Here is a 26801-nt window from a genome sequence, read left to right as displayed (position 1 = left end):
TTGCAGCCGTGCACGCAACGTTGGCAGGGGGCTATGCGTATGATCGCAGCGTCCCCCCTTCCGGAACCCGCCATCGATGCGTCCCTGCCTGGCCCTGCTGCCGATGATGCTCGCCACAGCGCCCGCTTGGGCGGACGCAGACACCTATCGCCTCGACCCAGTACATACGCGGGTGCTGTTCGCCATCGACCATGCCGGCTACTCGCAGGCGATGGGGACGGTCTCCGGCAGTGAGGGCCGCCTGCAGTTCGATCCCGACAACTGGCGCGAGGCTACGCTCGACGTCGAAGTCCCCGTGTCGCGATTGGACCTTGGCGATGCCAAGTGGAACCAGGCCACGCTGGCCCGCAGCCTGCTCGATGGCGAGCGCTTCCCGAGCGCGCGCTTCGTCTCCACCCGGGTTGAACCGATCGATGCCAGGCGTGCCCACGTGATCGGCACCCTGACCCTGCGCGGGGTCAGCCAGGAGGTCACGCTGGACGTGACCCTCAACGCCATCAAGCGCTACCCGCTACCCCCGTTCCGACGCACCGCCGGTTTTTCCGCCAGCACCACACTGAGCCGGCGTGCGTTCGGCATCACCGCCTGGCCGGGCGTCATCGGTGATGCAGTACAGCTGAGGATCGAGGCTGAAGCCACCCTCGACCGCAGCGACGCCCCGGGAACTCCCGCTCCCGTTCCGCACTCCGATCCCAAGACGGCCCGCTAGAGGACCCTTCATGACCGCCAAGAACACCCCCGCCGCCTGGGGGAGTGTCAGCCAGATCCTGCATTGGTTGATCGCATTGCTGATCCTCGCCCTGGGCGTGGTCGGCCTGACGATGGGCGAACTGCCCAAGACCCCCAAGTATTTCTGGGTCTACACCGCGCACAAGTCGATCGGCATTACCGTGCTGGCGCTGGTGCTCTTCCGCCTCGGCTGGCGCGTGTATGCCGGTGCGCCCAAGCCGGTGCCGGGCGTGCCCAGCTGGCAGGAACGCATCGCCAGCGCCACCCACGTGCTGCTCTACGTGCTGATGTTCGCCATCCCGCTGTCGGGCTGGCTGTACGACTCGGCCAGTGGCCTGCGCCCCTTCCGCTGGTTCGGCCTGGTTGATGTGCCGAAACTCAGCGGCCCGGACCCGCAGGTCGTGGCGGTGTCCCATGCCATCCACGAATACGGCTTCTGGCTGTTGATCGCGGTGGTGCTGGCCCATGCCGGTGCTGCCTTCTACCACCACCTGTTCCAGCGCGATGCAACGTTGTCCCGCATGTTGCCGCGCGGCTGGCTCGCCTCCCCTCAGAAGGACTGATCGATGAACCTGAAACTGACCACTCCGGCCGCCGTGGCCGCCGCCCTGGCCGGCATGCTGGCCACCGCCCCGGTGCTCGCCGCCGACTACGCGCAGGCGCCTGGCACCGGCTCGATCCTGGTGTTCGCCACCAAGTACGACGGTGAGGTGTTCACCGGCAGTTTCCCGGGCTTCGCCACCAAGCTCAGCTTCGACCCGGCCAATCCGGCCGCCGGTTCGCTGGACGTGGTGATCCCGCTGGCCGGCGCCAAGAGTGGCAACAGTGATCGCGACTCGACCCTGCAGACCGCGGACTTCTTCAACGTCGGCAAGTTCGCCACTGCGCGCTACACCGCCAAGGGCTTCCGTGCGGTGGGCAACGACCAGTTCGCCGCCGACGGCACCCTGGAACTGCGCGGCGTCAGCAAGCCGGTCACCCTCACCTTCACCTGGAAGCCGGGCACCCAGCCAGTGCTGACCGGCAAGGCCACGGTCAAGCGCCTGGACTTCGGCGTCGGCGGCGGTGATTGGGCCGATACCAAGACCATTCCGGACGAAACCGCGATCAGCACGATCGTGAAGTTCGACGCGAAATGAGTAACGGCCGGGGCACCGCCCCGGCCATCATCTCCGGTAGTGCCGGCCGCTGGCCGGCACTACCGATCGACAGCCAGCCAGGCCTGAACCGTGGCCGCATCGAACGGCCAGTCCAGCTCGCGCCCGCCGCGCTCGTCGCGCAGCACAGGCACCCGCGCGCCGTAGCGCGCTTCCAGCGCCGGCTGGTCATCCAGGAACACCGATTCGAACTCCGGCGCCCTGGCCTTGGCCAGCTCGGCCAGTGCCATGTCGCACAGGTGGCAGTCGTCACGCTGGAACAGAGTCAACACCGGATGGGTCTCCTTGGCGGAAATGCTGCGCCGCAGCCATGGAAGTGCGGCGTGAACCGCTAGAATAGCGGTCTCTTCCGGTACCCGCAGTACGGCAACCATGGCTGTCAGCACGTTCGACGTTTTCAAGATCGGCATTGGCCCGAGCTCCTCGCACACCGTCGGGCCGATGAAGGCCGCCGAGCGATTCATCCACCGTTGGCTGCTCGATCCGGGCCGCCTGCACGAGGTCGCGCGCATCCGTGCCGATGTCTACGGCTCGCTGGCGCTGACCGGCCGCGGCCATGGCACCGACAAGGCGATCCTGCTGGGCCTGGAAGGGCAGCGGCCGAACCTGATCGACCCGGACATCATTCCGGCCACCCTGGAGCGCATCCGCAGCAGCAAGCGCATCCAGCTGATGGGCCAGCACGAGATCGCCTTCGACGAGAAGCGCGACCTCGGCATGAACAAGCGCCAGAAGCTGCCGTACCACACCAACGGCATGCGCTTCACCGCGTACAACGCCGAGGACGAAGTGATCGCCACCCGCGATTACTACTCCGTCGGTGGTGGCTTCGTGGTCAACCAGGACGACGCGGCCGATGACCGCATCGTGCCCGACGAAACCCCGCTGCCCTACCCGTTCAAGAGCGGCGACGAGCTGCTGGCGCAGACCGCGCGCAGTGGCCTGAGCATCGCCCAGCTGATGTTCGAGAACGAGAAGTGCTGGCGCAGCGAAGACGAGATCCGCGCCAACCTGCGCGAGATCTGGAGCGCGATGCAGTCGTGCGTGAGCCGCGGAATCCGTGAAGAAGGCGTGCTGCCGGGCGGCCTGAAGGTGGGCCGTCGTGCACCAGCGCTGTACCGCGAGCTGTCGTCGAAGCCGGAAGCGGCAATGCGCGATCCGCTGACCACGCTGGACTGGGTCAATCTGTACGCGCTGGCGGTGAACGAAGAGAACGCCGCCGGTGGCCGCGTGGTGACCGCGCCGACCAACGGTGCGGCCGGCGTGCTGCCCGCCGTGCTGCATTACTTCGACCGTTTCTGCCCGGGTGCGAACGAGCAGCGCGTGTTCGACTTCCTGCTTACCTCGGCGGCGATCGGCATCCTGTACAAGGAAAACGCCTCGATCTCCGGCGCCGAAGTGGGCTGCCAGGGCGAAGTGGGCGTGGCCTGTTCGATGGCAGCGGGCGGTCTGGTTGCCGCACTGGGTGGCAACCCCAGCCAGATCGAGAACGCCGCGGAAATCGGCATGGAACACAACCTGGGCCTGACCTGCGACCCGATCGGTGGACTGGTGCAGATCCCCTGCATCGAGCGCAACGCGATGGGTGCGGTGAAGGCGATCAATGCCTCGCGCATGGCGATGCGTGGCGACGGCAAGCACAAGGTGTCGCTGGACAAGGTGATCAAGACCATGCGCGATACCGGCCGCGACATGCAGGACAAGTACAAGGAAACCAGCCGCGGTGGCCTGGCGGTGAACGTCATCGAGTGCTGAACGCCCGGGGTAGAGTCGACCGTTGGTCGACTATCGCGCGCAGCGCGGGCTTTTCGCTGGTTGTCGGGAAGGCAGTCGACTAACAGTCGACTCTACCCGGTCGCCTATACCCGGTCGAATCTGCCCCGCCGGACGACACCGTCACCGCGTTCCGGTTAGGCTCGGGGCTCCCTCGCCCCGGATTGCCCCATGCGCGTAACCGCCGCCGCACTGCTTGCCTGCCTGCCGCTATCCGTCGCTGCCGCACCGACCTATGGTCCGCGGCTGGAGGGCTTCGACTACGGCTATCCAGTCAAGACGTTCGCACTGGAATCACAGCGGCAGCCCGTGGAGATGGCCTATCTGGATGTCCTGCCCAAGCGCCGCGCCATCGGCGTGGTGGTACTGCTGCACGGCAAGAATTTCTGCGCAGCCACCTGGCAGCAGACCATCGCGCCGCTGCTGAACGCCGGTTACCGGGTCATCGCGCCCGACCAGGTGGGCTTCTGCAAATCCAGCAAGCCCGAGCGCTACCAGTACTCGTTCGCGCAGCTGGCGGCCAACACCCATGCGCTGCTGCAGCAGTTGCAACTGGAGGGCATGCCGGTGCATCTGGTCGGCCATTCGATGGGCGGCATGCTGGCGGTGCGCTATGCGCTGATGTACCGGCAGGACCTGCGCAGTCTGTCACTGGTCAACCCGATCGGACTGGAAGACTGGAAGGCGCTGGGCGTGCCATGGCGCAGCCTGGATACGTGGTACGCAGGCGAACTGAAAACCAGCTACGACAGTATCCGCCGCTACCAGCTGGACGTGTACTACGACGGCCAATGGAAGCCGGCCTATGAAACCTGGGCGAGGATGCAGTCGGGCATGTACGAAGGCCCGGGCAGGCAGGCCGTCGCGTGGAGCCAGGCCCTGGCCTCGGACATGGTGTTCAACCAGCCGGTGGTCTACGAGCTGAAGAACCTGCAGGTGCCGACCACGCTGTTCATCGGCCAGAAGGACCGCACGGCGATCGGCCGTGACCTGGCGCCGCCGGAACTGAAGGCGACGCTGGGCAACTATCCGGTGCTGGGCAAGAGGGCGGCCGAGGCGATTCCGGGCGCGACGCTGGTCGAGTTCTCCGAGCTTGGGCATTCACCGCAGGTGCAGGACCCGAAGCAGTTCAATGCGGCGTTGTTGAATGCGTTGAAGTCGCGTTGAGATTGCGGGTCCGCCGGGCATGGCCCGGCGCTACCTGCGAGCGGGGTTGGTAGCGCCGGGCCATGCCCGGCGAGCGCAGCAGCAGGGACGTCAACCCACGATCCGCAGCACGTCATCCAGCAGCGCGGCCGCGGTGACTTCCGCGCCCGCGCCCGGTCCCTGGATCAACAACGGCTGGCGCTGATAGCGATCGCTGTGGATCGCTACCCGGTTGTCGGTGCCCGCGCCCTGTGCCAGCGGATGATCGGCCGGCAGCTCGCGCAGGCCCACCTGGGCACCATTGCCGTCAACCCGGCCGACAAACCGCAGCACGCGTCCGTTGTCGCGTGCCTGCTGCCAGCGCGCCTGCAGCGGCGCATCCAGCTGTTCCAGCGCAGCCACGGCATCCTCCAGCGGCAGCGCTGCCAGTGTTTCGGGTACCAGCGAATCCACCTGCACCTGCGAAGCATCCAGCGCCAGCCCGCTGCTGCGGGCCAGGATCAGCAACTTGCGGCGCACATCCTCGCCGGACAGATCCAGGCGTGGGTCGGGTTCGGTGTAGCCCGCCGCCAGCGCTTCGCGCACCGCCGCCGAGAACGGCGCTTGGCCGTCATAGCGATGGAACAGCCAAGCCAGCGAACCGGACAGCACGCCCTCGATGGCATGGATGTGGTCACCACCGGCCACCAGCGCGCGCAGGCTGCTGAGCAACGGCAGGCCCGCGCCCACCGTGGCGCTGTCGCCGTAGCGCGCACCGCTGTCGGCACAGCTATCGGCAATGGCCTGTGCGCGTGCCAGCTGCGCGCCACGGCCCAGCTTGTTGGCAGTCACCACGTGCACACCGCGCGCCAACCACTGCACGTGGCGCGCGGCGACGTCTTCACTGGCGGTGGCATCGACCACCACGTCGCCACGCTCCAGCCCTTCGGCACTGGCCCATGGCGGCGAGCTCTGGCCATCACGCGGCGCACGCCGCGCCAGTTCCAGCGGCAGCGCCAGATCACGGTCGATCGCCAGCGCGGTGCGCGAATTGGCCAGCCACTGCACGCTGGGCAGCTCAAGCCCGCGCGCCTGCAATGCCTGGTAGCGCTGCACGAAGGCCGAACCAACCGTGCCAGTGCCGAGCAGCGCCAGGCGCCCCGCGCCCAGCGCAGGAATGTCAGCGGCGAGTGCGCTCATGCATCCACCACCTGTTTGCGGCGTGCAGCCGCATCAATCACCGCTTCGGCGCGCCGCAGTGCTGCGCCGAGATCCGCCAGCAGGTCACGCTCGGCCTCGATGCCGACCGACAGGCGCAGCAGGCCTTCGCTGATGCCGGCGGCCGCGCGCGCTTCGGCGGTCATCGCTGCATGGGTCATCGTCGCCGGATGCGCGATCAGGCTTTCGACGCCACCCAGCGATTCGGCCAGGGTGAAGCAACGCAGGCCATCGACGAACGCGCGCACAGCGGCATGCGGATCGTCACCGGCACAGTCTGCCAGTTCGAACGACAGCATCGCGCCGAAACCACTCTGCTGGCGCGCGGCAATGGCATGGCCCGGATGATCTGCCAGGCCCGGGTAGTAGACCGCGCCGACCGCCGGATGCTGATCCAGCAGGGCCACGATCGAGGCGGTGTTCTCCTGGTGCACGCGCAGGCGCGCATCCAGCGTGCGCAGGCCGCGCAAGGTCAGGAAGGCGTCGAACGGCGAACCGGTCAGGCCCAGCGCATTGCCCCACCACACCAGCTGCTCATGCAGTGCCGGATCACGCGCGATCACCGCACCGCCGACCACGTCACTGTGGCCGTTGATGTACTTGGTGGTCGAATGCAGCACCAGGTCCGCGCCGAACGACAGCGGTTGTTGCAGCGCCGGCGACAGGAAGGTGTTGTCGACCACTACCAGCGCACCAGCCTTGTGTGCCGCCTCGATGACGAAGCGCAGGTCGGTGATGCGCAGCAGCGGGTTGGACGGCGTTTCCACCAGCACCAGCTTCGGCTGGGTGGCCAACGCCTGCGCCAGCGCGCGCGGATCGGTCAGGTCAGCGGTGACCAGTTCGAAGTGGCCCTTCTTCGCCAGCGCATTGAACAGGCGCCAGCTGCCACCGTACGCATCGTGCGGCACCACCAGGGTATCGCCCGGCTGCAGCAGCGCGTTCAACACCAGGTTGATCGCGCCCATGCCGGTGGCAGTGATGACGCCACCGGCGCCGCCCTCCAGTTCCGCAAGCGCTTCACCCAGCAGGTCGCGGGTCGGGTTGCCACTGCGCGTGTAGTCGTACTGGCGCTTGTTGCCGAAACCTTCAAAGCTGAAATTCGATGACAGCACGATCGGCGGCGTGACCGCGCCATGCGCAGTATCCCGATCGATGCCGGCACGGACGGCGGCAGTGGTGCGACTACAGGACGGCTCGTTTGCGTGCAGGCTCATGCGGACTCTCCAGAAGTGCGGAAGGCGGTGGCGAGGATCGCGTCGATGCGATCGGTTTCTTTGAGGAAGGCGTCGTGGCCATAGGGCGAGCGCAATACGCGCAGGCTGCCGCGTGGGCCCAGTCCTTCGACCAGGCCGACCAGGTCGGCAAGCGGCACTAGGCGGTCGCCCTCCACGGCCACCACCACGGTCGGCGGCAGAATCGCGGTGGGGTCGACGCGATGCAGGTCGATCGATTCGGACAGGCGCAGGTAGGCGGTCACCGGCGTGCGCGCGACGTACTGCGCACCAGCGGCATCGAGATAGTCCTCGGCGGCAACACGCACGCGGCCATTGATCACTTCCGGTGCTGCGTCGAAGCGCTCGCCGAATTCCTCCGGCGTGCGGTAGCTGAGCATGGCGAACTGCCGCGCCAAGGCCAGGCCGTGGTCTTCACCGCACTGCAGCTGGCCAAGGGCAACCGCACGACGCTGCAGTGCGCGCCAGGCGGCGGCATAGGGATGCGGGCGATGTGCGCCGCTGGCCAGCACCAGTTGGCGCACACGGGCACGATGACGGATCGCGAACTGCTGGCCGACCAGCGCGCCATAGGAATAGCCGACGAACGCCTTCAGCGCACGGATGCCGAGATGGTCCAGCAGCAGCGCCAGTGCATCAGCCTGGTCGGCGGTATCGATCGGCACGTCCAGCGCGCCGTCGGCACCGATGAAATCGAAGGCCAGTACACGCAGCTGCTGCGGATCCAGCGCGCGCCCGCTGCCGACCAGATCTTCGGCCCAGCCCTTCTCGCTGAACTGTGCATTGGACGCCACGTGGCGATGGGCTGAAATGCCGCCTGCCAGCACCACCACCGGCGCGTTGGCCGGGCCGACCCACTCGTAGCGCAGGCGCACCGGGCTGGGGCCGGCGTGACGCATCGACAGCACCGCGGCGAACTCACCGCGCTCGGCATGCACACGGTCTTCGACCGGCACGCTGACGGGGACAAAGGGTTCGGGGCGAATGGCGGTACTGGCGGCGAAGCTCATGGCGGGATCCGGTTGGGGAATCGGCCATCGAGCCTTCGCGGGGCCCGCGTTCGAGATGCACGTGCGGTGCATGGTTCGAACCATCTTCCGGTGGACGCCACGGTCCCCGCAGGATTTGGCACCTACGCAGTCGCTTGCGCGCCTGCGGGCTGCCCCGGCTTCAAAGGGCCTGTCCCTCTGCCGGTCTCGATGGTGGAGCTACGATGCCAGCCTCTTTCGGGACTGTCAATCCCTTCATGCGGATAGAGCGATAAATGTTTTCAGCCCAGCTGTGCGAAGGCGGTCGCGGTCGTCCCGTTCAGGATCGGCTACAGTCCCGGCGGTCCCTACCCGCTGGAACCGCTGATGCCGCGCCTGCCCCTGACCTGCCTGTTGTTGTCCCTGCTGGCGAGCGCGACGGTAAGCGCCGGCGACTGGCGCCAGGGTTGGGGACTGGTGCCCAAGCCCGCCCCGGTCGCTCCGCCCCCCCGTGGCGAGACCGCCCAGAGCGCCGCGCCGATGGCCCAGCTGCGCCTGCAGCCGATCGGCCAGCAGTGGCAAGCCCGGATCGACAACGCCCTGGCCGGGCCACTACAGGTCGAGCTGCGCGCCGCGCCCGGACACCCTGTCGAGGGCCTTCCGGTACAGTCGCTTATCCAGGGCGACAGCAGCCTGGTGGTCGGCCACCTGCCCGCGCCGGTCAACGGACGCACACTGGACCTGCGCCTGCAGTCGGTGCCGGGCAACCCGGCCGCACAGGCCGAGGACGTGGCCTATCGCCTGCCCTTCGATGACGCCCGCCCGCGCGTGGACCAGGCACCACAGGGCCGTTTCAGCCACAATGACGAGGAAAACCGCGACGCGGTCGACTTCGCACTGCCCGAGGCAACATTGGTGCTGGCCGCGCGCGAGGGCACGGTGATGCAGATCCAGGACGGCTTCCAGGGCAACGGCCAGGACCGCGAACGCGATGGTGCGCGCGCAAACTTCATCCGCGTGCTGCACAGCGACGGCAGCATGGCCCTTTACGGCCACCTGCAGGCCGGTGGCATGCGTGTGCGTCGCGGCCAGGCGGTGCAGGCGGGGCAACCGATCGGCCTGTCGGGCAACAGCGGCTACAGCAGCGCCCCGCACCTGCACTTCGTGGTGCAGGTCAACCGCGGCATGGGCCTGCGCTCGGTGCCGGCGCGGATCTTTGCCGAGCAGGGCCAGCTGCAGTTCGCCCGCGAGGGCGAGGCCGACGGCGGCACCGGGCGCTGACCGGCCCCGGCCGGTATAATCGGGCGCTTATCTCTTTGAAAAGCGCCCCGGGCGGGCGCCACTGCCATGTCCGAAGTCGCCAACGAAGCGTCGCGTCGCCGCACCTTCGCCATCATTTCCCATCCTGACGCCGGCAAGACCACGCTGACCGAAAAGCTGCTGCTGTTCGGAGGCGCGATCCAGATGGCCGGTTCGGTCAAGGGCCGCAAGGCCGCCCGCCATGCCACCTCCGACTGGATGGCACTGGAGAAAGAGCGCGGCATCTCCGTCACCTCCTCGGTGATGCAGTTCCCGTATGAAGGCAAGATCGTCAACCTGCTCGACACCCCCGGCCACGCCGACTTCGGCGAGGACACCTACCGCGTGCTGACCGCGGTGGACTCGGCGCTGATGGTGATCGACGTGGCCAAGGGCGTGGAAGAGCGCACCATCAAGCTGATGGAAGTGTGCCGCCTGCGCGACACCCCGATCATGACCTTCATCAACAAGCTCGACCGCGAGGGCAAGGACCCGATCGAGCTGCTGGATGAAGTGGAGACCGTACTCGGCATCCAGTGCGCACCGGTGACCTGGCCGATCGGCATGGGCCAGCGCCTGAAGGGCGTGGTGCACCTGCTGACAGGCGAGGTGCATCTGTACGAACCGGGCCGCAACTTCACCCGCCAGGACTCCACCATCTTCCCGTCCATCGATGCGCCCGGCCTGGCCGAGAAGATCGGTGCACAGATGCTGGCCGAGCTGCGCGACGAGCTTGACCTGGTGCAGGGCGCCAGCCATCCGTTCGACCTCGACGCTTACCGTGCCGGCAAGCAGACCCCGGTGTTTTTCGGCTCGGGCGTGAACAACTTCGGCGTGCAGCCGCTGCTGGACTTCTTCGTCGAGCATGCACCACCGCCGCAGGCGCGCACCACCACCGGCCGGGTGATCGCCCCGGAAGAGAACAAGCTGACCGGCTTCGTGTTCAAGATCCAGGCCAACATGGACCCGCAGCACCGTGACCGCGTGGCGTTCATGCGCATCTGCTCGGGCCGTTTCAGCGCCGGCATGAAGACCTTCCACGTGCGCACCGGCAAGGACATGAAGCTGGCCAACGCGCTGACCTTCATGGCCAGCGACCGCGAGATCGCCGCCGAGGCGTGGCCGGGCGATGTGATCGGCATCCACAACCACGGCACCATCTCGATCGGCGACACCTTCACCGAAGGCGAAGCGGTCACCTTCACCGGCATCCCCAACTTCGCCCCGGAACTGTTCCGCCGCGCCCGCCTGCGTGATCCGCTCAAGCTCAAGCAGCTGCAGAAGGGCCTGGCCCAGCTGTCCGAGGAAGGCGCGACCCAGTTCTTCCGCCCGTTGACCAGCAACGACCTGATCCTGGGTGCGGTGGGTGTGCTGCAGTTCGACGTGGCCGCCTACCGCCTGAAGGACGAATATGGCGTGGAAGCCACCTTCGAGCAGGTCAGCGTCAGCACCGCACGCTGGGTCCACTGCAGCAACGAAAAGAAGCTGGAAGAGTTCCGCGAGAAGAACGCGTTGAACCTGGCACTGGATGCAGCCGGCCATCTGGTCTACCTGGCACCAACCCGGGTCAACCTGCAGCTGGCCCAGGAGCGCTCGCCCGACGTGCGCTTCTCGGCCACCCGTGAAGCGGCGCATACCGTTTCGGTAGGCTGAGCCGTGGGGTCGGATCCCTTTCCGCCAGGAAAGGGCTCTGACCCCGGCAGTCGCGGGCGGTTCATCCACGCAACACAGGGATTCACCGACCATACGGTGACGGGCGTGCACGCGCCGGCCATCGCGGCGATGATAGGGGGACGCGGGTCCCCCTCCCCGCGACCGATGCCCATGCCCATGTCCACGACGTCCATTGCTTCGATCCGTGAAGAAATCGCCAGCGCCTTGACCCACGGGTTGGGCGCGGTATTCGCCCTGGCTGCCAGTGCGGTGTTGATCACCCTGGCCGCGATCTACGGTGACGGCTGGCAGCTGGCCAGTGCGATCGTGTTCGGTATCGCCCTGTTGCTGCTGTATACCGCCTCCACGCTGTACCACGCCATCCAGCATCCGGTCGCCAAGGGCCGCCTGAAGGTCTTCGACCATTGCGCGATCTACGTGCTGATCGCCGGCACCTATACACCATTCACCCTGATCGGCCTGCGCGGCCCCTGGGGCTGGGGCCTGTTCACCGCGATCTGGGCGCTGGCGCTGGGCGGCGTGGTTTTCAAACTGTTCTACACCGGCCGTTTCAAGGTGCTTTCGACCGTGATCTACATCGCCATGGGCTGGTTGGTGGTGGTGGCGATCAAGCCGATGTGGGCCTCCATCGATGGCGGCACCCTGGCCTGGCTGTTCGGTGGCGGCCTGTCGTACACGCTGGGCACGTATTTCTACCACCGCGAGTCGATCCCCTATTCGCACGCGATCTGGCACCTGTTCGTGATCGGCGGCAGCGTCTGCCACTTCGTCGCAGTCACCATGCAGGTGCTGTAAGCGCACACGCGCGCGGCTTGTGCACACCACGCACATGGACGCTTCGCGCCCCCTCCACGATCAGGGGGCAACCATGGCAGCGTGAATGCTGCCCCCTCCCCTGCCGCGCCACGCGCATCCCGCTGGCGTTTCCGCCGCCCAGGCCCGCGCGGCCAGCGCTGGTTGGCCGTGCTGGTCTTCGTGCTGGCCGCGATCCTGCTGCTGATCGCGCTGTGGGACTGGAACTGGTTCAAGGGCCCGGTCGAGCGCGCCGTGCAGGCGCGCACCGGCCGTGTGCTGCACATCGGCCACCTGGATGTCGACCTCGGCCGCACCAGCACGATCCGCGCCGATGCGATCACCTTCGCCAATGCAAGCTGGTCGAAGCAGCCGGAGATGGCCACGGCCGACCGCATCGAGATCGATGTGCGGGTGTGGCCCCTGCTGCGCGGCAGCGTGCAACTGCCCGAGGTGCGCCTGACCCGGCCGGATGTACTGCTGGAAACCGCCCCGCGCAAGGATGAACCAGGCAACTGGGATTTCCTCGGGGACCGCTCCGGCGGGACCAGCCCGCAGCTCAAGCGCCTGCGCATCGATGACGGGCGCCTGCAGTTCCTCGACGCTCTGGGCCGCACCGACATCCGTGTGGATGTGCGCAGCGGCCAGCCGAAGCAGGCCGACGCCGCACCACCGCTGCTGGTGCAGGGCAAGGGTCGCTGGCGGGGCAATCCATTCACCCTGCGTGGCGGTACCGAGTCGCCACTGCAGCTGACCGACAGCGATCATCCGTTCCGCATCCACCTCGATGGCCGCGCCGGCGCCACCCATGCTGTGGCCACCGGTACGCTGACCAATCCCTTCCAGCTGCGCGTATTCGACCTGCAGTTTGCGCTCAGCGGCGAGGATCTGGCTGATCTCTATCCACTGCTGGGTATCGCCATTCCACCGTCGCCACCGTATGCACTGGACGGTCGCCTCAAGCGCGATCACAACGTCTGGCGCTATGAGCAGTTCACCGGCAAGGTCGGCGACAGCGACCTCGGCGGCAACCTGCAGTTCGAGGTGGGCGGCGCACGGCCGCGGCTGACTGCCACACTGGAATCCAAGCGCCTGGACTTCGACGACCTGGCCGGTTTCGTCGGTGCGCCACCGAAGACCGGCGGCGGTGAAACCGCGAACGCGCAGCAGAAGGCCGAGGCCGCACGCGTTGCGGCCAGCGCGCGGGTGCTGCCGGATACTCCGTACAACCTGGGCAAGCTGCGCGCGATGGATGCCGACGTCCGCTGGAAGGCCCACCGCATCAATGCACCGTCACTGCCGCTGGATGACATGGATGCGCACCTGTTGCTGGATGATGGCGTGCTGCGGCTGGACCCGCTGAACTTTGGCGTGGCCGGCGGCGATATCCGCAGCACCATCCGCATGGACGCACGCCAGCCGCAGATCGCCACCGCGCTGAAGGCCAGCGTGCGCGGCGTACAGCTGGGCCAGCTGTTCCCTGATGCCAAGCTGGCCGAGCAGGCCAAGGGCGGCATCGGCGGTAACGTGGACCTGAGCGGCCACGGCAATTCGATCGCTGCAATGCTGGGTAGCAGCAGCGGCAAGGTCGGGCTGGCGATGGGGCGCGGCCATGTCGGCAACCTGGTGATGGAACTGGCCGGCCTGGACATCACCGAGTCGCTGAAGTTCCTGGTGACCGGCGACAAGCAGATCCAGCTGCGCTGCGCCTTCGCCGACTTCGGCGTACGCAACGGACTGATGACCAGCCAGGCGCTGGCGGTGGACACCACCGACACCATTCTCATCGGCGAAGGCACAGTCAGCCTGCGCGACGAGAGCCTGGATCTGCTGTTGAAGCCGCGCCCGAAGGACAAGAGCATCCTGGTACTGCGCTCGCCGCTGCACATCAGTGGCACGTTCAAGGACCCGTCATTCCGCCCGGACTTCAAGGCGTTGGGGATTCGTGGTGCGGTGGCCCTGGCGCTGGGCAGCATCGCCCCGCCAGCGGCGTTGCTGGCGACCATCGAACTGGGGCCGGGGAAGGACGCCGACTGCGGGGGGCAGTATGCGAAGTAGAAGCGTTGTTCGCGGCGCCTCGTTTTTCCGCGCGTAGAGCCGGAGCAAGGCGACAGGCAGGACAAGCCGTAAATACGTCCCTGTAGGCTCGGTCGGCGCATCCATGCGCCGATCGAGCCCCCATGAATGGGTTTACGGCGTGTCCTGCCCAGCCGCACCCTCCGCCTTCAGATGTATCAGGAAGGCGCTGCTCTCAGCTCTGGCTTTGGCCTCAAAAAGCGGGCCGGCGGGCCGCAGGCCCGCCAGCAAACAACTCATCCCGCCACGATGTACTGCTGCAGCTGATCCAACTCCCGCCGCTGCGCATCGATCACCGACTTCACCAGGTCGCCGATGGAGATCACCCCCAGTACCTGCGCACCCTCCACCACCGGCAGGTGGCGGATGCGGTAATCGGTCACCAGTTGCAGGCAGTGCTCCACCTGCTCGCCCGGTGACACCGTCACCACCTTGGCCGTCATGATCTCAGCCACCGCTGTATCGCGCGACGAACGATCGCGCAGCACGATCTTGCGCGCGTAATCGCGCTCGGACAGGATGCCGACCAGCCGCGGCCCGTCCATCACCAGCACCGCACCGATGCCCTTCTCCGCCATCAACCGGATCGCATCGATCACCGCCGCATCGGGCGTGACCGCATGTACTTCAGGAGACTTGCCGTCCAACAGTTGCCGTACCGTCGTCATCCGCCTGCCCTCCGAGGGTGGGTTGCAGGGCCGAGTCTGCCACGGCGGATGCTAGCCAGGCGTCAACCAGGTACAACGGCCGCTGCTTGGACTCCTCGTACAGCCGCCCCAGGTACTCCCCGATCAGTCCGAGTGCGATCAGCTGCACGCCGCCCAGGAACAGGATCACCGCCATCATCGTCGGCCAGCCGGCAACCCGGTCGCCGTACAGGGCCGCCTTGGCAATCACCCAGACGCCGAACACGAAGGCCACCGCCGCCGTCACCAGGCCCATATAGGTTGCCGCCCGCAGCGGAACGGTCGAGAACCCGGTGATGCCCTCCAGCGCGAAATTCCACAGCCGCCACAGGCTGAACTTGCTGGATCCGGCCACGCGCGCATGGCGGTGATAGGGCACGGCGATCCGCTTGAATCCGACCCAGCTGAAAAGGCCTTTCATGAAGCGATGGCGCTCACGCATTTCGCGTAGTGCACTCAGCGCGCGCGCCGAGAGCAGGCGAAAATCACCGGTATCGGCGGGGATCGGTGTGCGCGAGAGGCGGCCGATCACCCGGTAGAACATCGCAGCTGTGGCGCGTTTGATCCAGTTCTCGCCATCACGCACCAAGCGTGTGCCATAGATGTTGTCGTAGCCTTCGCGCCAGCGCTCAACAAACTGCGGCACCAGTTCCGGCGGATCCTGTCCATCAGCATCGAGAATCATCGCCGCACCTTCGCGCACCAGGTCCAGGCCCGCAGTCAGTGCCGCTTCCTTGCCGAAGTTGCGCGACAGCTTCAACGCCGACACGCGCCCATCGGCCTGTGCCAAGCCCGCGATCACCTCCCAGGTGCCATCGTGGCTGCCATCGTCCACGTACAGGATGTGGCCGTCGATGTCGGGCATTGCGTCCAGCACCGCACACAAGCGCGGATGCAGGCAAGGCAGGGCCTGGGCTTCGTTGTAGGCGGCGATGACGAAAGTAAGGCGTTCACGTGTCATGCCTGGATTGTACGTTGGCAGCAGGCGCCCGGCCTGCCAATCCGCCCGTGGGCGCCTCAATCCTCCGAAAGGTATGACGCTCCACCCAACTGCCGCGCCTGGCGCTGGATCCACGCCGCGCGCCGCTGCACATACGGCCCCGGCGCCGCTGCGTTGTAGCGTCGCGGCGCCGGCAGTACCGCCGCCAACCGCGCACTCTCGGCGGGGCTCAGCCGCGCTGCATCCTTGCCCCAGAATTTCTGCGCTGCCGCCTGCGCGCCGTACACGCCATCACCGAACTCGGCGATGTTGGCGTACATCTCCAGGATCCGCTCCTTCGGCCAGAGCGCCTCGATCAGCACCGTGTACCAGACCTCCAGGCCCTTGCGGATCCAGCTGCGGCCCTGCCACAGGAACAGGTTCTTGGCCACCTGCTGGCTGATCGTACTGGCACCGCGCAGGCGCCCGCCCTTGGCATTGTGGTCACGGGCCTTCTCGATGGCCTGCAGATCGAAGCCACTGTGCTCGGGAAAGCGCTGGTCCTCGGCCGCCACCAGCGAAATCGGCAGGCTCGGCGCCATCTGCTCCATATCCCGCCATTGGTAGTGCAGGCGATAGGACCAGTCACCCTCGCCCAGCGCCTCGCCATAGCGCCACAGCATGACCGTGGACAGTGGCGGGTCGATGAAGCGCAGCACCAGCACCTGCAGGCAACTGAAGGCAGCCAGCAGCACCGGCAGCCACAGCAGGCGCTTCCAGTGCCAGCGACGACGGCGTGGCGGAACCGCAACCGCTTCTACCTTGTGCTGCTCTCCCGCTGCCCCCATTACTGGTGCATCCTTCTTCTGTCTGGTTGTCGGCACATTATCCGGCAACCGCCCCTGTTTACGCGCGATGTGAGCCGATGACCGCCAACCCCGATTCCCTGATCCGCTTCCTGCTGCCCGACGCCGGCGTCCGCGGCGTCCATGTGCGCCTGCAGGCGACCTGGCAGGAGATCCTGTCCCACGCCCAGTACCCGGATACCGCCGCCGAGCTGCTCGGCGAGGCCTGCGTGGCCTCGGCACTGTTCACCGGCCACACCAAGATCGATGGCCGCCTGTCGATCCAGCTGCGTAGCAGCACTGCGCTGCGCACCCTGTTCGCCGAATGCACGGCGGCCGGCACCCTGCGTGGCATCGCCCAGCTCAGCGAGGGCGCCGACGCGCCGCGCGACCTGTCCAGCCTCGGCGATGACGCCCTGCTCGCCATCACCATTGAAAACCCGGGACTGGACCCGCGCGAGCCGCAGCGCTACCAGAGCCTGGTCGGGCTGACCGCGCCGGAACTGGACGAGGCCTTCGAGGACTACTTCCGCCAGTCCGAACAGCTGCCAACCCGCCTGCTGCTGGTCGCCGACCGCGACGGCGCCGCCGGCCTGCTGCTGCAGAAGCTGCCCGGTGACGAGGGCGACGAGGATGGCTGGGCACGCGCCAGCGCCCTGTTCGAGACCCTGGGCAAGGCCGAACTGCTGGCCACCCCGGCCGAGCAGCTGCTGCACCGGCTGTTCCACGAGGAGCAGCCGGCGCTGCTGGGCGAAAAGACGCTGTCCTTCGCCTGTTCATGCTCCCGTGACCGGGTGGCCTCGATGCTGCAGTCGCTGGGCGAGGACGAGGCCCGTGCTGCCGCCGAAGCCAGTGGCGCGGTCGAGGTCCGTTGCGAATTCTGCGGGCGGGAGTATCACTTTCCGTTGACGGAGTTCGGCATACTGTTCCACGGTGCCGAGGGGACTGTACCGGCGCCTGAACGGCTTCAGTAAACGGCTTGTCTTGCATCTGGGGGGATCAAGGCTTGTTAAGAATTCATAAACACCCTAGGATCAAGTTCCCGTATTCGCGGGAACTTCCGTTGTCCGTCCCTGTCTGAACTGGTCCGATGCGTACCTTCCTGCGTCTACCGCTGGCCCTGCTGATCGCCCTTGGCGCGATCACGGGCGTGCATGCGCAGAGCAAGGACACCCGCACCGTTCTACCGGTGTGGAACAAGGGCAGCGGCAAGGTCGAGGCCCTGCTGTACCTTGAACCGACCGGCGAACAGGCCGCCGGCGCGCGCTGGCACTTCGGCCGCAACTCGCTGGATGCCGCCTTCGGGCTGTCGTCCGGCGACTCGCTGGGCCTGCTCTGCAGCAACAGCAGCGGAACCAGCATGAGCGGTCTCGCCAGCCACTGCATGCTGGCCAGCCTCGGCGATGACGATGACCTCAACAGCCGTCGCTTCACCGGCACCGCAGCGCTGAACCGTGGCAACAGCCGACTGGGCATCACCGCCGGCACCGGCCGTGAAACCCTGCCCGCCTGGCTGTCAGGACCGAACAAGACGCCTTCGCTGCGCGCCGAGCAGAACGACCTGACTGTATTCGCGCAGAAGAACATCGGCCGCGAGGGGTTCGTCTCCATCGCCGGTACCTACGCCAAGGCGCGGCTGGTGCCATTGGCCGATGCCTCACCGGCCCTCGTCGACCGCTGGGACAGCAAAAGCCTGAGCATCGGCGCCGGCTATGGCAACTTTACCGGCAGCATCATCGGCCGCGTCATCGACGTACCGGGCAAGCCCGGAAAGTGGGAAGGCCTGGGTATCGGCCTGACCTGGCGCACCCCGTGGTCTGGCCAGCTCACCGTCGGCGCCGAGAATGTGATCAGCCGCGGCAAGAATCCGTTCTCGCCCCGCAACGAGAGCAACGACGACGGCACCGTGCCGTACGTGCGTTACGAACAGGATCTCTGATCCCGCTACGCGGATACCGCAGTGACTTTCTCCCGGGCGCCGAAAGGCGCCCGTTGTATGTGCGCGCCTGGAATCTTCTGAAGGAAATTCCGCCGCGGCAGAGATACTGCGGAAAACATATTGATACGTATCGACACATATCAAAAGAGAATTTTTTCGTCATTCTGCGTTAACAAACGAGGCACCTCGTCATCCCATACAACGTAAACGTTTGATTTTTCTTGAAACAGTGAATTTTTACCAAAATCACAGGTTTGATTAACACAGCTTTAATTCTTGGCGAACGCCCGCTACTATCGGCTCAGCCTCGCGATTTGGGAGCGCTTTTCGCTCCCCCGCCGGGCATTAACCCAGCCAAGATTTCTTGGAGAGAGAGAGCCAATGAAACTCAAGTCCAGCCAGCTGCGTGACGCAGTTGTGATCGCGCTTGTCGCCGGTGCTACCACCGCGACGGCACATGCCCAGGAAGCCACCAACCTCGACCGTATCGAGGTCACCGGTTCGCGCATCCGTCAGGTCGATACCGAAACCGCCCAGCCCGTTCTGAGCATCAGCCGTGCTTCGATCGAGAAGAGCGGCTTCAAGACGGTTGCCGACGTCCTGCAGAACATCGCAGCCGCCGGCAGCCCGGCCATCAGCCGTTCCGAGCCGCTGTCCTCCGGTGAAGCCGTCGGTGGCTTCTACATCGACCTGCGCAATCTCGGTGCCGAGCGCACCCTGGTGCTGGTCGACGGCAAGCGCCTCGGCGCCAGCGTCAGCGGCCTGCAGGACGTCTCGCAGATCCCGTCGGCCATCGTCGAGCGTATCGACGTGCTGAAGGATGGCGCTTCGTCGATCTACGGCTCCGACGCGATCGCCGGCGTGATCAACATCATCACCCGCAAGAACTTCGAAGGCCTGGAGGCCAATGCCTACGTCGGCCAGTACGGCGAAGGTGACGGCCAGAAGACCAGCTACGACTTCGTGGCCGGCTTCACCGGTGACCGTGGCTCGGTCACCATCGGTGCCGAGTACGCCGAAGAAAAGGAAGTCTGGGCCAGGGATCGCTGGTTCAGCCGTTACTCGCGCACCACCTTCCACCCGGAACAGAACTGGAGCCCGGTCAGCCAGTGGGGCACGATCATCGATCCGGACACCGATGACTGGCTCACCCTGAACCGCGGTGGCGACTACCGCGACGTCAACCAGTATCACGACCAGGACTTCGCCGGCATCACCGGTGATACCAGCAACTCGAACGAGCAGATGCACCTGCTGACGCCGACCAAGCGGCGTTCGGTATTTGCCAATGTCCAGTACGACCTCACCGACAACGTCCGTTTCGTCTCCGACCTGCTGTACACGCGTCGTGAAGCGCAGGCCCAGGTCGCCGGCTATCCGCTGCAGTCTTCTGCCTATTCGCGGCAGGGCGCAAAGTGGGACGCTGACAGCTACTACAACCCGTTCGGCAAGGACATGGGCTTCATGCGCCGTGGCTGGGAAGTGCCGCGCCTGTCGACCAACAAGCTGACCACCTTCCGATTCACCGGAGCACTGCAGGGCAGCTTCCAGTTCAATGACAAGTACTTCGACTGGGAAGCTGGCTACATCTACCAGAACTCGGAGAACCTGCAGACCCAGACCGGTAACTACAACGTGCTGGCGGTCAACGCAGCTACCGGTCCGTCGTTCTTCAACCCGGCCACCGGTCGCGTCGAGTGCGGCAGTGCAGCTGGGCTGGTGGATGGTTCGAACCCGATCTACGGTTCCGGTGCCGGCGGCTGTATCCCGTGGAATCCGGCCATTCCGGCGGGCCGTACCGGCGACGGTGGCCTGAGCGGCAACCCGGACCTGCAGCAGTTCCTGTTCCCGACCACCAAGAACACTGGTGAAGTCACCACCAAGACTTACTACGCGAACATCGCCGGCAGCCTGTTCACCCTGCCCGCTGGCGACCTGGGCTTCGCGCTGGGCTACGAGTACCGTGAAGACAAGGGCTCCTACAATCCTGACGCCCTGTCGCAGACCGGTTACTCCACCGATCTGGCCGCAGGTCCGACCGGTGGCGGCTACAACGTCAACGAAGTGTATCTGGAGCTGAATGTTCCGATCCTGGCTGACCTGCCGGGTGCCAAGGAACTGAGCTTCAACGCGGCCACGCGTTATTCCAAGTACAACACCTTCGGCAACACCACCAACAACAAGTTCGGTCTGAAGTGGAAGCCGATCGACCAGCTGCTGGTGCGTGCAACCTACGCTGAAGGCTTCCGCGCGCCGACCATCGACAATCTGTACGGTGGCAGTTCGCAGACCTTCGCGTACTTCACCGATCCGTGCGACACGTCGTTCGGCTCGACCGGCGATCCGGCCGTCGCCGCTCGCTGCGCCGCCGCCATCGGCCCGACCGCCAGCACCTTCCGTCAGCTGCGCCAGGGTTATGTGCCTGCCAGCGGACCGGATGAGCAGACGCCGGACCCGTTCAATGCGGTCTCCAATCCGGACCTGACCCCGGAGAAGTCCAAGTCCAAGACCGTCGGCCTGGTGTGGAGCCCGACCTTCGCCCAGGGCCTGAACCTGAGCCTGGACTGGTGGAACATCAAGATCACCAACACCATCGTCACCGACAGCCCGGATGACCAGCTGAACGACTGCTACGTGCTCGGCATTGCTGAACGCTGCAACTCGTTCTCCCGCGATCCGAACCGCCACAACGTGGTCAACCTGACCTATGCACCGCGCAACGCTGGTTACCAGGAAACCGAAGGCTTCGACTTCGACGTGGCCTACCGCTTCGAGACCAGCAGCTGGGGTACCTTCAACGCCAACCTGCAGAACAGCTACGTCAGCAAGAACGTGCTGAAGACCACCAATGCGCAGGAAGTGCCGGTGTCGATCCTCAACGGCTTCGGCAGCAACTTCCGCCTGCGTTCGAACCTGGTGCTGGGCTGGGAGCGTGGTGACTGGGGCGTCACCTGGGGCACCCGCTACTTCTCGGGTGTCAAGGAGCGCTGCTACTACAGCACTGAGTGCACCCTGCCGGACTTCGGCTCGCCGGATCCGGTGCGCGACCGCGCAATGAACGAGCGTGGCTCGACCATGTTCCACGATGTCCAGGTGTCCTGGAACGCCCCGTGGAATGCGACCATCGCGGTCGGCGCACGCAACGTGTTCGACCATTACGGCCCGCAGATGTACTCGGCGCCGAACTCGCAGTACTCGTACTACGGCGGCTACGACATCGGTCGCTTCATGTACATGCAGTACAAGCAGAAGTTCTGATCGATCCACTGATCAGCTGATGCAGCAACGGCCCCGCAAGGGGCCGTTGTTCTTTGTGCCACCGGGCAGGTGGCTGACCGGCGCCCAACAAAAAAGGCCGCAGCAGGGCTGCGGCCTTCCAGCAACCTCATCGCAGGGCGCTTATCCGTTCGGAATCAACGTGTCGATCAGGTGTTCGACATACGCCTCGAAATCCTCACGGGCCTGCTTGGGCTGCTGCAGCTGCAGCGACAGCTGCAGGAAGCCGACGTAGGCGGCATAGGCCAGGCGCGCACGATGGCGTGCATCGGTCGAACTGAGCCCTGCCTGACGGAAGGAAGCGATCAGATAATCCAGGCGACGCTGCGAGACGCGGTCGATCACCGGGCGCACCATCGGGTGGTCCAGCGCCTTCAGCAGTTCGCTGTAGATGATGTGCGGCTGCACTTCATGGGCGACCATCTGGAAGAGCTGGCGCAGGCGCACGCGCGGATCCGGCACGTCTTCGAGGCTGCCGAATACCTGTTCCTGTTCGAACAGTTCCCAGCGCTCCAACGCCGCCTGCAGCAACGCATCGCGCGATGGGAAATGCCAGTAGAAACTGCCCTTGGTCACGCCCAGGCGCCGCGCCAACGGTTCCACCGCGACGGCACCCACGCCTTGTTCAGCAATCAGATCGAGGGCCGCCTGGGCCCAGTCTTCGGCACTCAGGCGGCTGTTGCGGCCGGCGCGCGGTTCGCCGGCAGAAGCGTCAGGTTGATTCATGGGCTGATTTAACCATACGCCGGGGTTCGTTGCAGTACGCGATTGCAGCCGGAACCGTCACAGCGGCGTCCAGATCGCCTCCCGCACCGCACCATACGATGCAGTATTGACTTCCTTCCGAAGCAATCCATACTAGCAAGTATGGTTATGTCCCCGACTCCCGCTGCGTTCCATGACCTGCGCCTGGAAGCGGCCCATGGCACCCGTCTGGCCGCCACCGCCAGTGACCACGGTCGTCGTGGCCGCGTGCTGTTCGCGCATGGCTTCGGCCAGACCCGGCACGCCTGGAATGCGACTGCCAGCGCCCTGTCCGCAGCGGGCCTGCAGACCCTGGCCTACGATGCCCGCGGCCATGGCGATTCGGACTGGAATGCCGCCGACCTGCCCTATCACGGCGAACAGTTCGCAGATGATCTGATCGTGCTGGCCGGCGAGCAACCGCGCCCGCCGGTGCTGGTCGCGGCATCGATGGGCGGCCTGTTCGGCCTGCTGGCCGAGTCGCGCTGGCCGGGCCTGTTCTCGGCGATGGTGCTTGTCGACATCACCCCGCGCTGGGATACCGCCGGGGTCGAACGCATCCTGGCCTTCATGACCGCCCATCCCGATGGCTTCGCCTCGCTGGCCCAAGCCGCCGACGTGATCTCGGCCTACATGCCGCACCGCCCGCGCAAATCCGAACAGTCGCTGCGCGCGCTGCTGCGCGAGGACGACCACGGCCGCTGGCGCTGGCACTGGGACCCGCGGCTGGTAGCCGAACTGGCCCGCGACAGCGAACAGCACCAGGACGCGCTGGCTGAAGCCGCACGCCAGGTGAAGTGCCCGCTGCTGCTGGTCAGCGGTGGCCGCAGCGACCTGGTCACGCCACAGACCGTGGCCGAATTCCTGGCGTTGGCGCCGCACGCGCGCCATGTACAGCTGCCGCAGGCCACACATATGGTTGCCGGCGACGACAACAACGCCTTTACCGCTACTGTGTTGGACTATCTGGACGTGTTGCCCGCAGCGGATGCTGCGGCTTCGTCCGCCACAAACGAGCACGTCACCGGAGCACGCTCATGAGCATCGTTCTTCCCTTCCTCGCCCTGCTGCTGGCAGGCGCGTTCGTCGCCTACCACCGCATGCGGCTGGTTACCTGGACGCTGATCAGCGTGGCCCTGCTGGCCGCCTGCTGGTTCATTCCCTACGTCAACCAGACCGCCACGATCGTCGCGGCCGCTGTGTTGGCCGTCATCGCCGTGCCGCTGCTGCTGCCGTTCATCCGCAAGCCGCTGCTGACCGGCCCGATGATGAAGGTGTTCCGCAAGGTGCTGCCGCCGCTGTCGCAGACCGAGCGCATTGCGCTGGAAACCGGCTCGGTCGGTTTCGAAGGCGAGCTGTTCACCGGTGACCCGGACTGGAACATCCTGCTCAACTACCCGAAGCCGCAGCTGACCGCCGAAGAACAGGCCTTCCTCGATGGTCCGGTGGAAGAGCTGTGCAAGATGGTCAACGACTGGGAAATCACCCACGTCCATGCCGACCTGCCGCCGGAACTGTGGGCCTTCATCAAGAAGAACAAGTTCTTCGGCATGATCATCCCGAAGGAGTATGGCGGCTTGGGCTTCTCCGCGCTGGCTCACCACAAGGTGATCCAGAAGCTCGCCTCGGTGTCTTCGGTGGTCAGCTCCACGGTCGGCGTGCCCAACTCGCTGGGCCCGGGTGAACTGCTGGTGCATTACGGCACCCAGGAACAGAAGGACCAGTACCTGCCGCGCCTGGCCGATGGCCGCGAAGTGCCCTGCTTCGGCCTGACCGGTCCGTTCGCCGGCTCCGACGCCACCTCGATTCCCGACTACGGCATCGTCTGCAAGGGCGAGTGGAACGGCGAGCAGGTGCTCGGCGTCAAGCTGACCTTCGACAAGCGCTACATCACGCTGGCCCCGGTTGCCTCGCTGATCGGCCTGGCCTTCCGCATGTACGATCCGGACGGCCTGATCGGTGAAACCCGCGACATCGGCATCACCCTGGGCCTGCTGCCGCGCGAGACCGCCGGCGTTGAAATCGGCCGTCGCCACTTCCCGCTGAACTCGACCTTCCAGAACGGCCCCATCCGCGGCAAGGACGTGTTCATTCCGCTGACCCAGCTGATCGGTGGCGCTGCCATGGCCGGCAAGGGTTGGAACATGCTCAACGAGTGCCTGGCCGTGGGCCGCTCGATCACCCTGCCCTCCACCGCCAGCGGCGGTGCCAAGGCCGGTGCCGCGGTGACCGGTGCCTACGCTCGCATCCGCAAGCAGTTCGGCCTGTCGGTCGGCCGCTTCGAGGGCGTGGAAGAAGCGCTGGCCCGCATCGGCGGCAAAGCCTACAAGATCAGCGCGCTGTCGCAGGCCACGGCGGCAGCGGTGGACCGCGGCGACGTGCCGTCGGTGCCGTCGGCGATCGCCAAGTACCACTGCACCAACATGAGCCGCGAAGTGATCTCGGACATGATGGACGTGATCGGCGGCAAGGGCATCATCCTGGGGCCGCGCAACTTCGCCGGCCGCAGCTGGCAGGCCGCGCCGATCGCGATCACCGTGGAAGGCGCCAACATCATGACCCGCAGCCTGCTGATCTTCGGCCAGGGTGCGATCCTCTGCCACCCGTGGGTGCTGAAGGAAATGAAGGCCGCGCAGGATCCGGACACCCGTGCCGGCCTGCAGGACTTCGACCGCAGCCTGTTCGGCCACATCCGCTACGGCATCTCCAATGCCGTGCGTTCGTTCTGGTTCGGCCTGACCGGCGCGCGCTTCGGTGCCGCTCCGGGTGACGCCTACACCCGCCGTTACTTCCGCAAGCTGGACCGTTACTCGGCCAACCTGGCGCTGATGGCCGACATCTCGATGATGACGCTGGGCGGCAAGCTGAAGTTCAAGGAGTCGCTGTCCGGCCGCCTGGGCGACGTGCTCAGCCATGTCTACATGACCAGCGCCATGCTCAAGCGCTACCACGACGAAGGCGCACCGCAGGCCGACCAGCCGCTGCTGGCCTGGGCCTTCCATGACAGCGTGCACAAGATCGAGGAGTCACTGTCGGCCGCCCTGCGCAACTTCCCGATCCGTCCGATCGGCTGGCTGATGTGGGCGCTGATCTTCCCGCTGGGCCGTCGCGCCGAGGCTCCGGGCGACCGCCTGAGCCGCCGTGTTGCCGCCCTGCTGATGGCCCCGAACGAAGCGCGTGATCGTCTGGCCAGCGGCGTGTTCCTGACCCCGTGCGAGAACAACCCGGGTGGCCGCATCAACAGCTACCTGAGCAAGGCGATCATGGCCGAGCCGGTGGAGCGCAAGTTCCTGAAGGCACTGAAGAGCAAGGGCATCGAAGCGCTGGACTTCAACAGCCAGCTGGACGAAGCCGTGGCCGAAGGCGTGATCACCCAGGACGAGCGCAGCCTGCTGGAAGAGCTGCGTACGCTGACCTTGGACACCATCACCGTGGACGACTTCGACACCCACGAACTGCGCGCGGCCAGCTACTACGACCGCCAGCACAAGGACCCGCACTCGCAGGCAGCCTGATCGCCCGCGACATGTGTTGCCTTCGACGGCGGGCTTCGGCCCGCCGTTGTTTCATCTGCCGACCGGAATTCCAACCATGTCCACGCCCCTGCTGTCCCTCTACCAGCGTCTGCAGCGATGGCCTGCCGGCAACTGGCTGTTCGCGCGCGCGGTGTGCTTCAAGGCGCCCTACTTCGCCAGCATCGCGCCGCGCATCACCCGCCTTGAGCACGGCCGCTGTGAAGGCACGCTGGCCGACCGGCGCAAGGTGCGCAACCACATCGGCACGGTGCACGCGATCGCGATGTGCAACCTGGCCGAGCTGACCGCCGGGTTGATGGTCGATGCCTCGCTGCCGAAGGGCATGCGCTGGATCCCCAAGGGCATGCAGGTGCAGTACCTGGCCAAGGCGCGCGGCATGTTGCAGGCAGTTGCGCTGCCGGCGCAGCCGATCGTGGCCGCTGCCGAGGGCTATGCGCTGCCGGTGACGGTGAGCGTGCGTGACCGCGCGGGGACGGAGGTGTTCAGCGCGGTGATCGACATGTGGGTGTCGCCGGCGAAGTAGTGTTCCCGCGAACGGCGCAGCCCCTCGTGGGTGGACGGCGAAAGCGGTTTATCGGTTGGGCCGGAGGGGTGGGTCCATGCGGGGACGCCGCCCGGCCCCACCCCTCCGGCCTCGGACGGATCTCTGCGGCGTCCCCCACGGAAGAGAAAAAGAAGAGCAAAAGCAAAAGCGACCCATCGGCCGCTTTTTTTCATGCACGCAGAACCCACAAGCGCAGCGACCCGCTGTTGCTCTTGATCTTCTTTTCTTCTCCGTGGGCTGGCCGCGCACGGAACCTGTCAGGGGTCGGG

At 66.1% G+C, this 26801-nt stretch carries 23 protein-coding genes and 1 riboswitch; of the genes, 15 read left to right on the top strand and 8 right to left on the bottom strand.

What is annotated here, in order from left to right:
- The first annotated feature begins 76 nt into the window (after positions 1-76).
- The 3 genes from DI041_RS07165 to DI041_RS07155 are packed head-to-tail and all read left to right on the top strand — an operon-like array spanning position 77 to position 1868.
- The gene (locus DI041_RS07165; protein ID WP_046985068.1) at positions 77-709 is read left to right on the top strand and encodes a YceI family protein; all 633 of its coding nucleotides are present in this window, start codon (positions 77-79) and stop codon (positions 707-709) included.
- 10 nt (positions 710-719) lie between these two features.
- Positions 720-1292 (top strand): cytochrome b, encoded by a 573-nt coding sequence (locus DI041_RS07160; RefSeq protein WP_006384699.1) that lies wholly within the window; start codon positions 720-722, stop codon positions 1290-1292.
- Between the two features lie 3 nt (positions 1293-1295).
- Positions 1296-1868: a YceI family protein gene (locus DI041_RS07155; protein ID WP_136639084.1), complete on the top strand. Its 573-nt coding sequence runs from the start codon at positions 1296-1298 to the stop codon at positions 1866-1868.
- A 59-nt stretch (positions 1869-1927) separates the two neighbouring features.
- On the opposite strand, the gene DI041_RS07150 is transcribed toward DI041_RS07155, so the two are convergent.
- Positions 1928-2158 carry a glutaredoxin family protein gene (locus DI041_RS07150; RefSeq protein ID WP_136639085.1) on the bottom strand — a complete coding sequence of 77 codons (231 nt, stop codon included), beginning with the start codon at positions 2156-2158 and terminating at the stop codon, positions 1928-1930.
- Positions 2159-2258: 100 nt separating this feature from the next.
- Between DI041_RS07150 and DI041_RS07145 the strand changes: the two genes are divergently transcribed.
- Both DI041_RS07145 and DI041_RS07140 read left to right on the top strand, forming a co-directional pair.
- Entirely contained in the window at positions 2259-3641 is a 1383-nt protein-coding gene (locus tag DI041_RS07145; protein ID WP_046985065.1) for an L-serine ammonia-lyase, read from the top strand.
- Between the two features lie 189 nt (positions 3642-3830).
- The gene (locus DI041_RS07140) at positions 3831-4826 is read left to right on the top strand and encodes an alpha/beta fold hydrolase (RefSeq protein WP_046985064.1); all 996 of its coding nucleotides are present in this window, start codon (positions 3831-3833) and stop codon (positions 4824-4826) included.
- Positions 4827-4916: 90 nt separating this feature from the next.
- On the opposite strand, the gene DI041_RS07135 is transcribed toward DI041_RS07140, so the two are convergent.
- Genes DI041_RS07135 through metX form a run of 3 tightly spaced genes read right to left on the bottom strand, consistent with a single transcriptional unit; the run spans position 4917 to position 8244 of the window.
- On the bottom strand, positions 4917-5984 hold the full coding sequence (locus tag DI041_RS07135; protein WP_046985063.1) for a homoserine dehydrogenase family protein: 1068 nt from the start codon (positions 5982-5984) through the stop codon (positions 4917-4919).
- Positions 5981-7216: an O-succinylhomoserine (thiol)-lyase gene (locus tag DI041_RS07130; RefSeq protein ID WP_136639086.1), complete on the bottom strand. Its 1236-nt coding sequence runs from the start codon at positions 7214-7216 to the stop codon at positions 5981-5983. Before DI041_RS07130 ends, DI041_RS07135 begins: the two co-directional genes overlap by 4 nt.
- A complete protein-coding gene (gene metX / locus DI041_RS07125) occupies positions 7213-8244 on the bottom strand; it encodes a homoserine O-succinyltransferase MetX (protein ID WP_100473625.1) in 1032 nt (343 codons plus the stop codon). The genes DI041_RS07130 and metX overlap by 4 nt, the downstream gene beginning before the upstream one ends.
- 77 nt (positions 8245-8321) lie before the next feature.
- Positions 8322-8440, bottom strand: a riboswitch (SAM riboswitch).
- Positions 8441-8589: 149 nt separating this feature from the next.
- Between metX and DI041_RS07120 the strand changes: the two genes are divergently transcribed.
- From DI041_RS07120 to DI041_RS07105, 4 genes are all read left to right on the top strand, one after another.
- Entirely contained in the window at positions 8590-9483 is an 894-nt protein-coding gene (locus DI041_RS07120; RefSeq protein WP_136639087.1) for a M23 family metallopeptidase, read from the top strand.
- Between the two features lie 66 nt (positions 9484-9549).
- Positions 9550-11154: a peptide chain release factor 3 gene (locus tag DI041_RS07115; protein ID WP_006384729.1), complete on the top strand. Its 1605-nt coding sequence runs from the start codon at positions 9550-9552 to the stop codon at positions 11152-11154.
- A gap of 177 nt (positions 11155-11331) precedes the next feature.
- The gene (trhA, locus tag DI041_RS07110; protein WP_032972214.1) at positions 11332-11970 is read left to right on the top strand and encodes a PAQR family membrane homeostasis protein TrhA; all 639 of its coding nucleotides are present in this window, start codon (positions 11332-11334) and stop codon (positions 11968-11970) included.
- Between the two features lie 81 nt (positions 11971-12051).
- Positions 12052-14025, top strand: a complete 1974-nt coding sequence (locus DI041_RS07105) for an AsmA family protein (RefSeq protein WP_136639088.1) — start codon at positions 12052-12054, stop codon at positions 14023-14025.
- 254 nt (positions 14026-14279) lie between these two features.
- On the opposite strand, the gene DI041_RS07100 is transcribed toward DI041_RS07105, so the two are convergent.
- From DI041_RS07100 to mtgA, 3 genes are read right to left on the bottom strand one after another with little or no spacing between them, the layout of a single operon-like run.
- Complete coding sequence (locus tag DI041_RS07100) at positions 14280-14711, bottom strand: CBS domain-containing protein (protein ID WP_046985058.1); 432 nt, start codon at positions 14709-14711, stop codon at positions 14280-14282.
- Positions 14671-15690: a glycosyltransferase family 2 protein gene (locus DI041_RS07095; RefSeq protein ID WP_046985057.1), complete on the bottom strand. Its 1020-nt coding sequence runs from the start codon at positions 15688-15690 to the stop codon at positions 14671-14673. The genes DI041_RS07100 and DI041_RS07095 overlap by 41 nt, the downstream gene beginning before the upstream one ends.
- A 56-nt stretch (positions 15691-15746) precedes the next feature.
- Entirely contained in the window at positions 15747-16496 is a 750-nt protein-coding gene (mtgA, locus tag DI041_RS07090; RefSeq protein WP_136639089.1) for a monofunctional biosynthetic peptidoglycan transglycosylase, read from the bottom strand.
- Between the two features lie 77 nt (positions 16497-16573).
- On the opposite strand from mtgA, the gene hslO reads away from it, so the two are divergent.
- From hslO to DI041_RS07075, 3 genes are all read left to right on the top strand, one after another.
- Positions 16574-17467 (top strand): Hsp33 family molecular chaperone HslO, encoded by an 894-nt coding sequence (hslO, locus tag DI041_RS07085; RefSeq protein ID WP_136639090.1) that lies wholly within the window; start codon positions 16574-16576, stop codon positions 17465-17467.
- Positions 17468-17583: 116 nt separating this feature from the next.
- Positions 17584-18432 carry an XOO1806 family protein gene (locus DI041_RS07080; RefSeq protein WP_046987070.1) on the top strand — a complete coding sequence of 283 codons (849 nt, stop codon included), beginning with the start codon at positions 17584-17586 and terminating at the stop codon, positions 18430-18432.
- 381 nt (positions 18433-18813) lie between these two features.
- Positions 18814-21690 carry a TonB-dependent receptor plug domain-containing protein gene (locus DI041_RS07075; RefSeq protein ID WP_136639091.1) on the top strand — a complete coding sequence of 959 codons (2877 nt, stop codon included), beginning with the start codon at positions 18814-18816 and terminating at the stop codon, positions 21688-21690.
- 141 nt (positions 21691-21831) lie between these two features.
- On the opposite strand, the gene DI041_RS07070 is transcribed toward DI041_RS07075, so the two are convergent.
- Complete coding sequence (locus tag DI041_RS07070; RefSeq protein WP_046987072.1) at positions 21832-22434, bottom strand: TetR/AcrR family transcriptional regulator; 603 nt, start codon at positions 22432-22434, stop codon at positions 21832-21834.
- A 141-nt stretch (positions 22435-22575) separates the two neighbouring features.
- On the opposite strand from DI041_RS07070, the gene DI041_RS07065 reads away from it, so the two are divergent.
- The 3 genes from DI041_RS07065 (at position 22576) to DI041_RS07055 (ending at position 26511) form a co-directional block, all read left to right on the top strand.
- Positions 22576-23493 carry an alpha/beta fold hydrolase gene (locus DI041_RS07065; RefSeq protein ID WP_046987073.1) on the top strand — a complete coding sequence of 306 codons (918 nt, stop codon included), beginning with the start codon at positions 22576-22578 and terminating at the stop codon, positions 23491-23493.
- Positions 23490-25967 carry an acyl-CoA dehydrogenase gene (locus DI041_RS07060; RefSeq protein WP_136639092.1) on the top strand — a complete coding sequence of 826 codons (2478 nt, stop codon included), beginning with the start codon at positions 23490-23492 and terminating at the stop codon, positions 25965-25967. Before DI041_RS07065 ends, DI041_RS07060 begins: the two co-directional genes overlap by 4 nt.
- Positions 25968-26043: 76 nt before the next feature.
- On the top strand, positions 26044-26511 hold the full coding sequence (locus tag DI041_RS07055; RefSeq protein ID WP_136639093.1) for a hotdog fold domain-containing protein: 468 nt from the start codon (positions 26044-26046) through the stop codon (positions 26509-26511).
- The last annotated feature ends 290 nt before the right edge of the window (positions 26512-26801 follow it).

It is taken from the genome of Stenotrophomonas maltophilia (genome assembly GCF_004920835.1).
GTDB lineage: Bacteria > Pseudomonadota > Gammaproteobacteria > Xanthomonadales > Xanthomonadaceae > Stenotrophomonas > Stenotrophomonas maltophilia_AQ.
The sequence above is the reverse complement of the archived record's forward strand: the minus strand, read 5'-3'. Positions and strand labels throughout refer to the sequence as shown.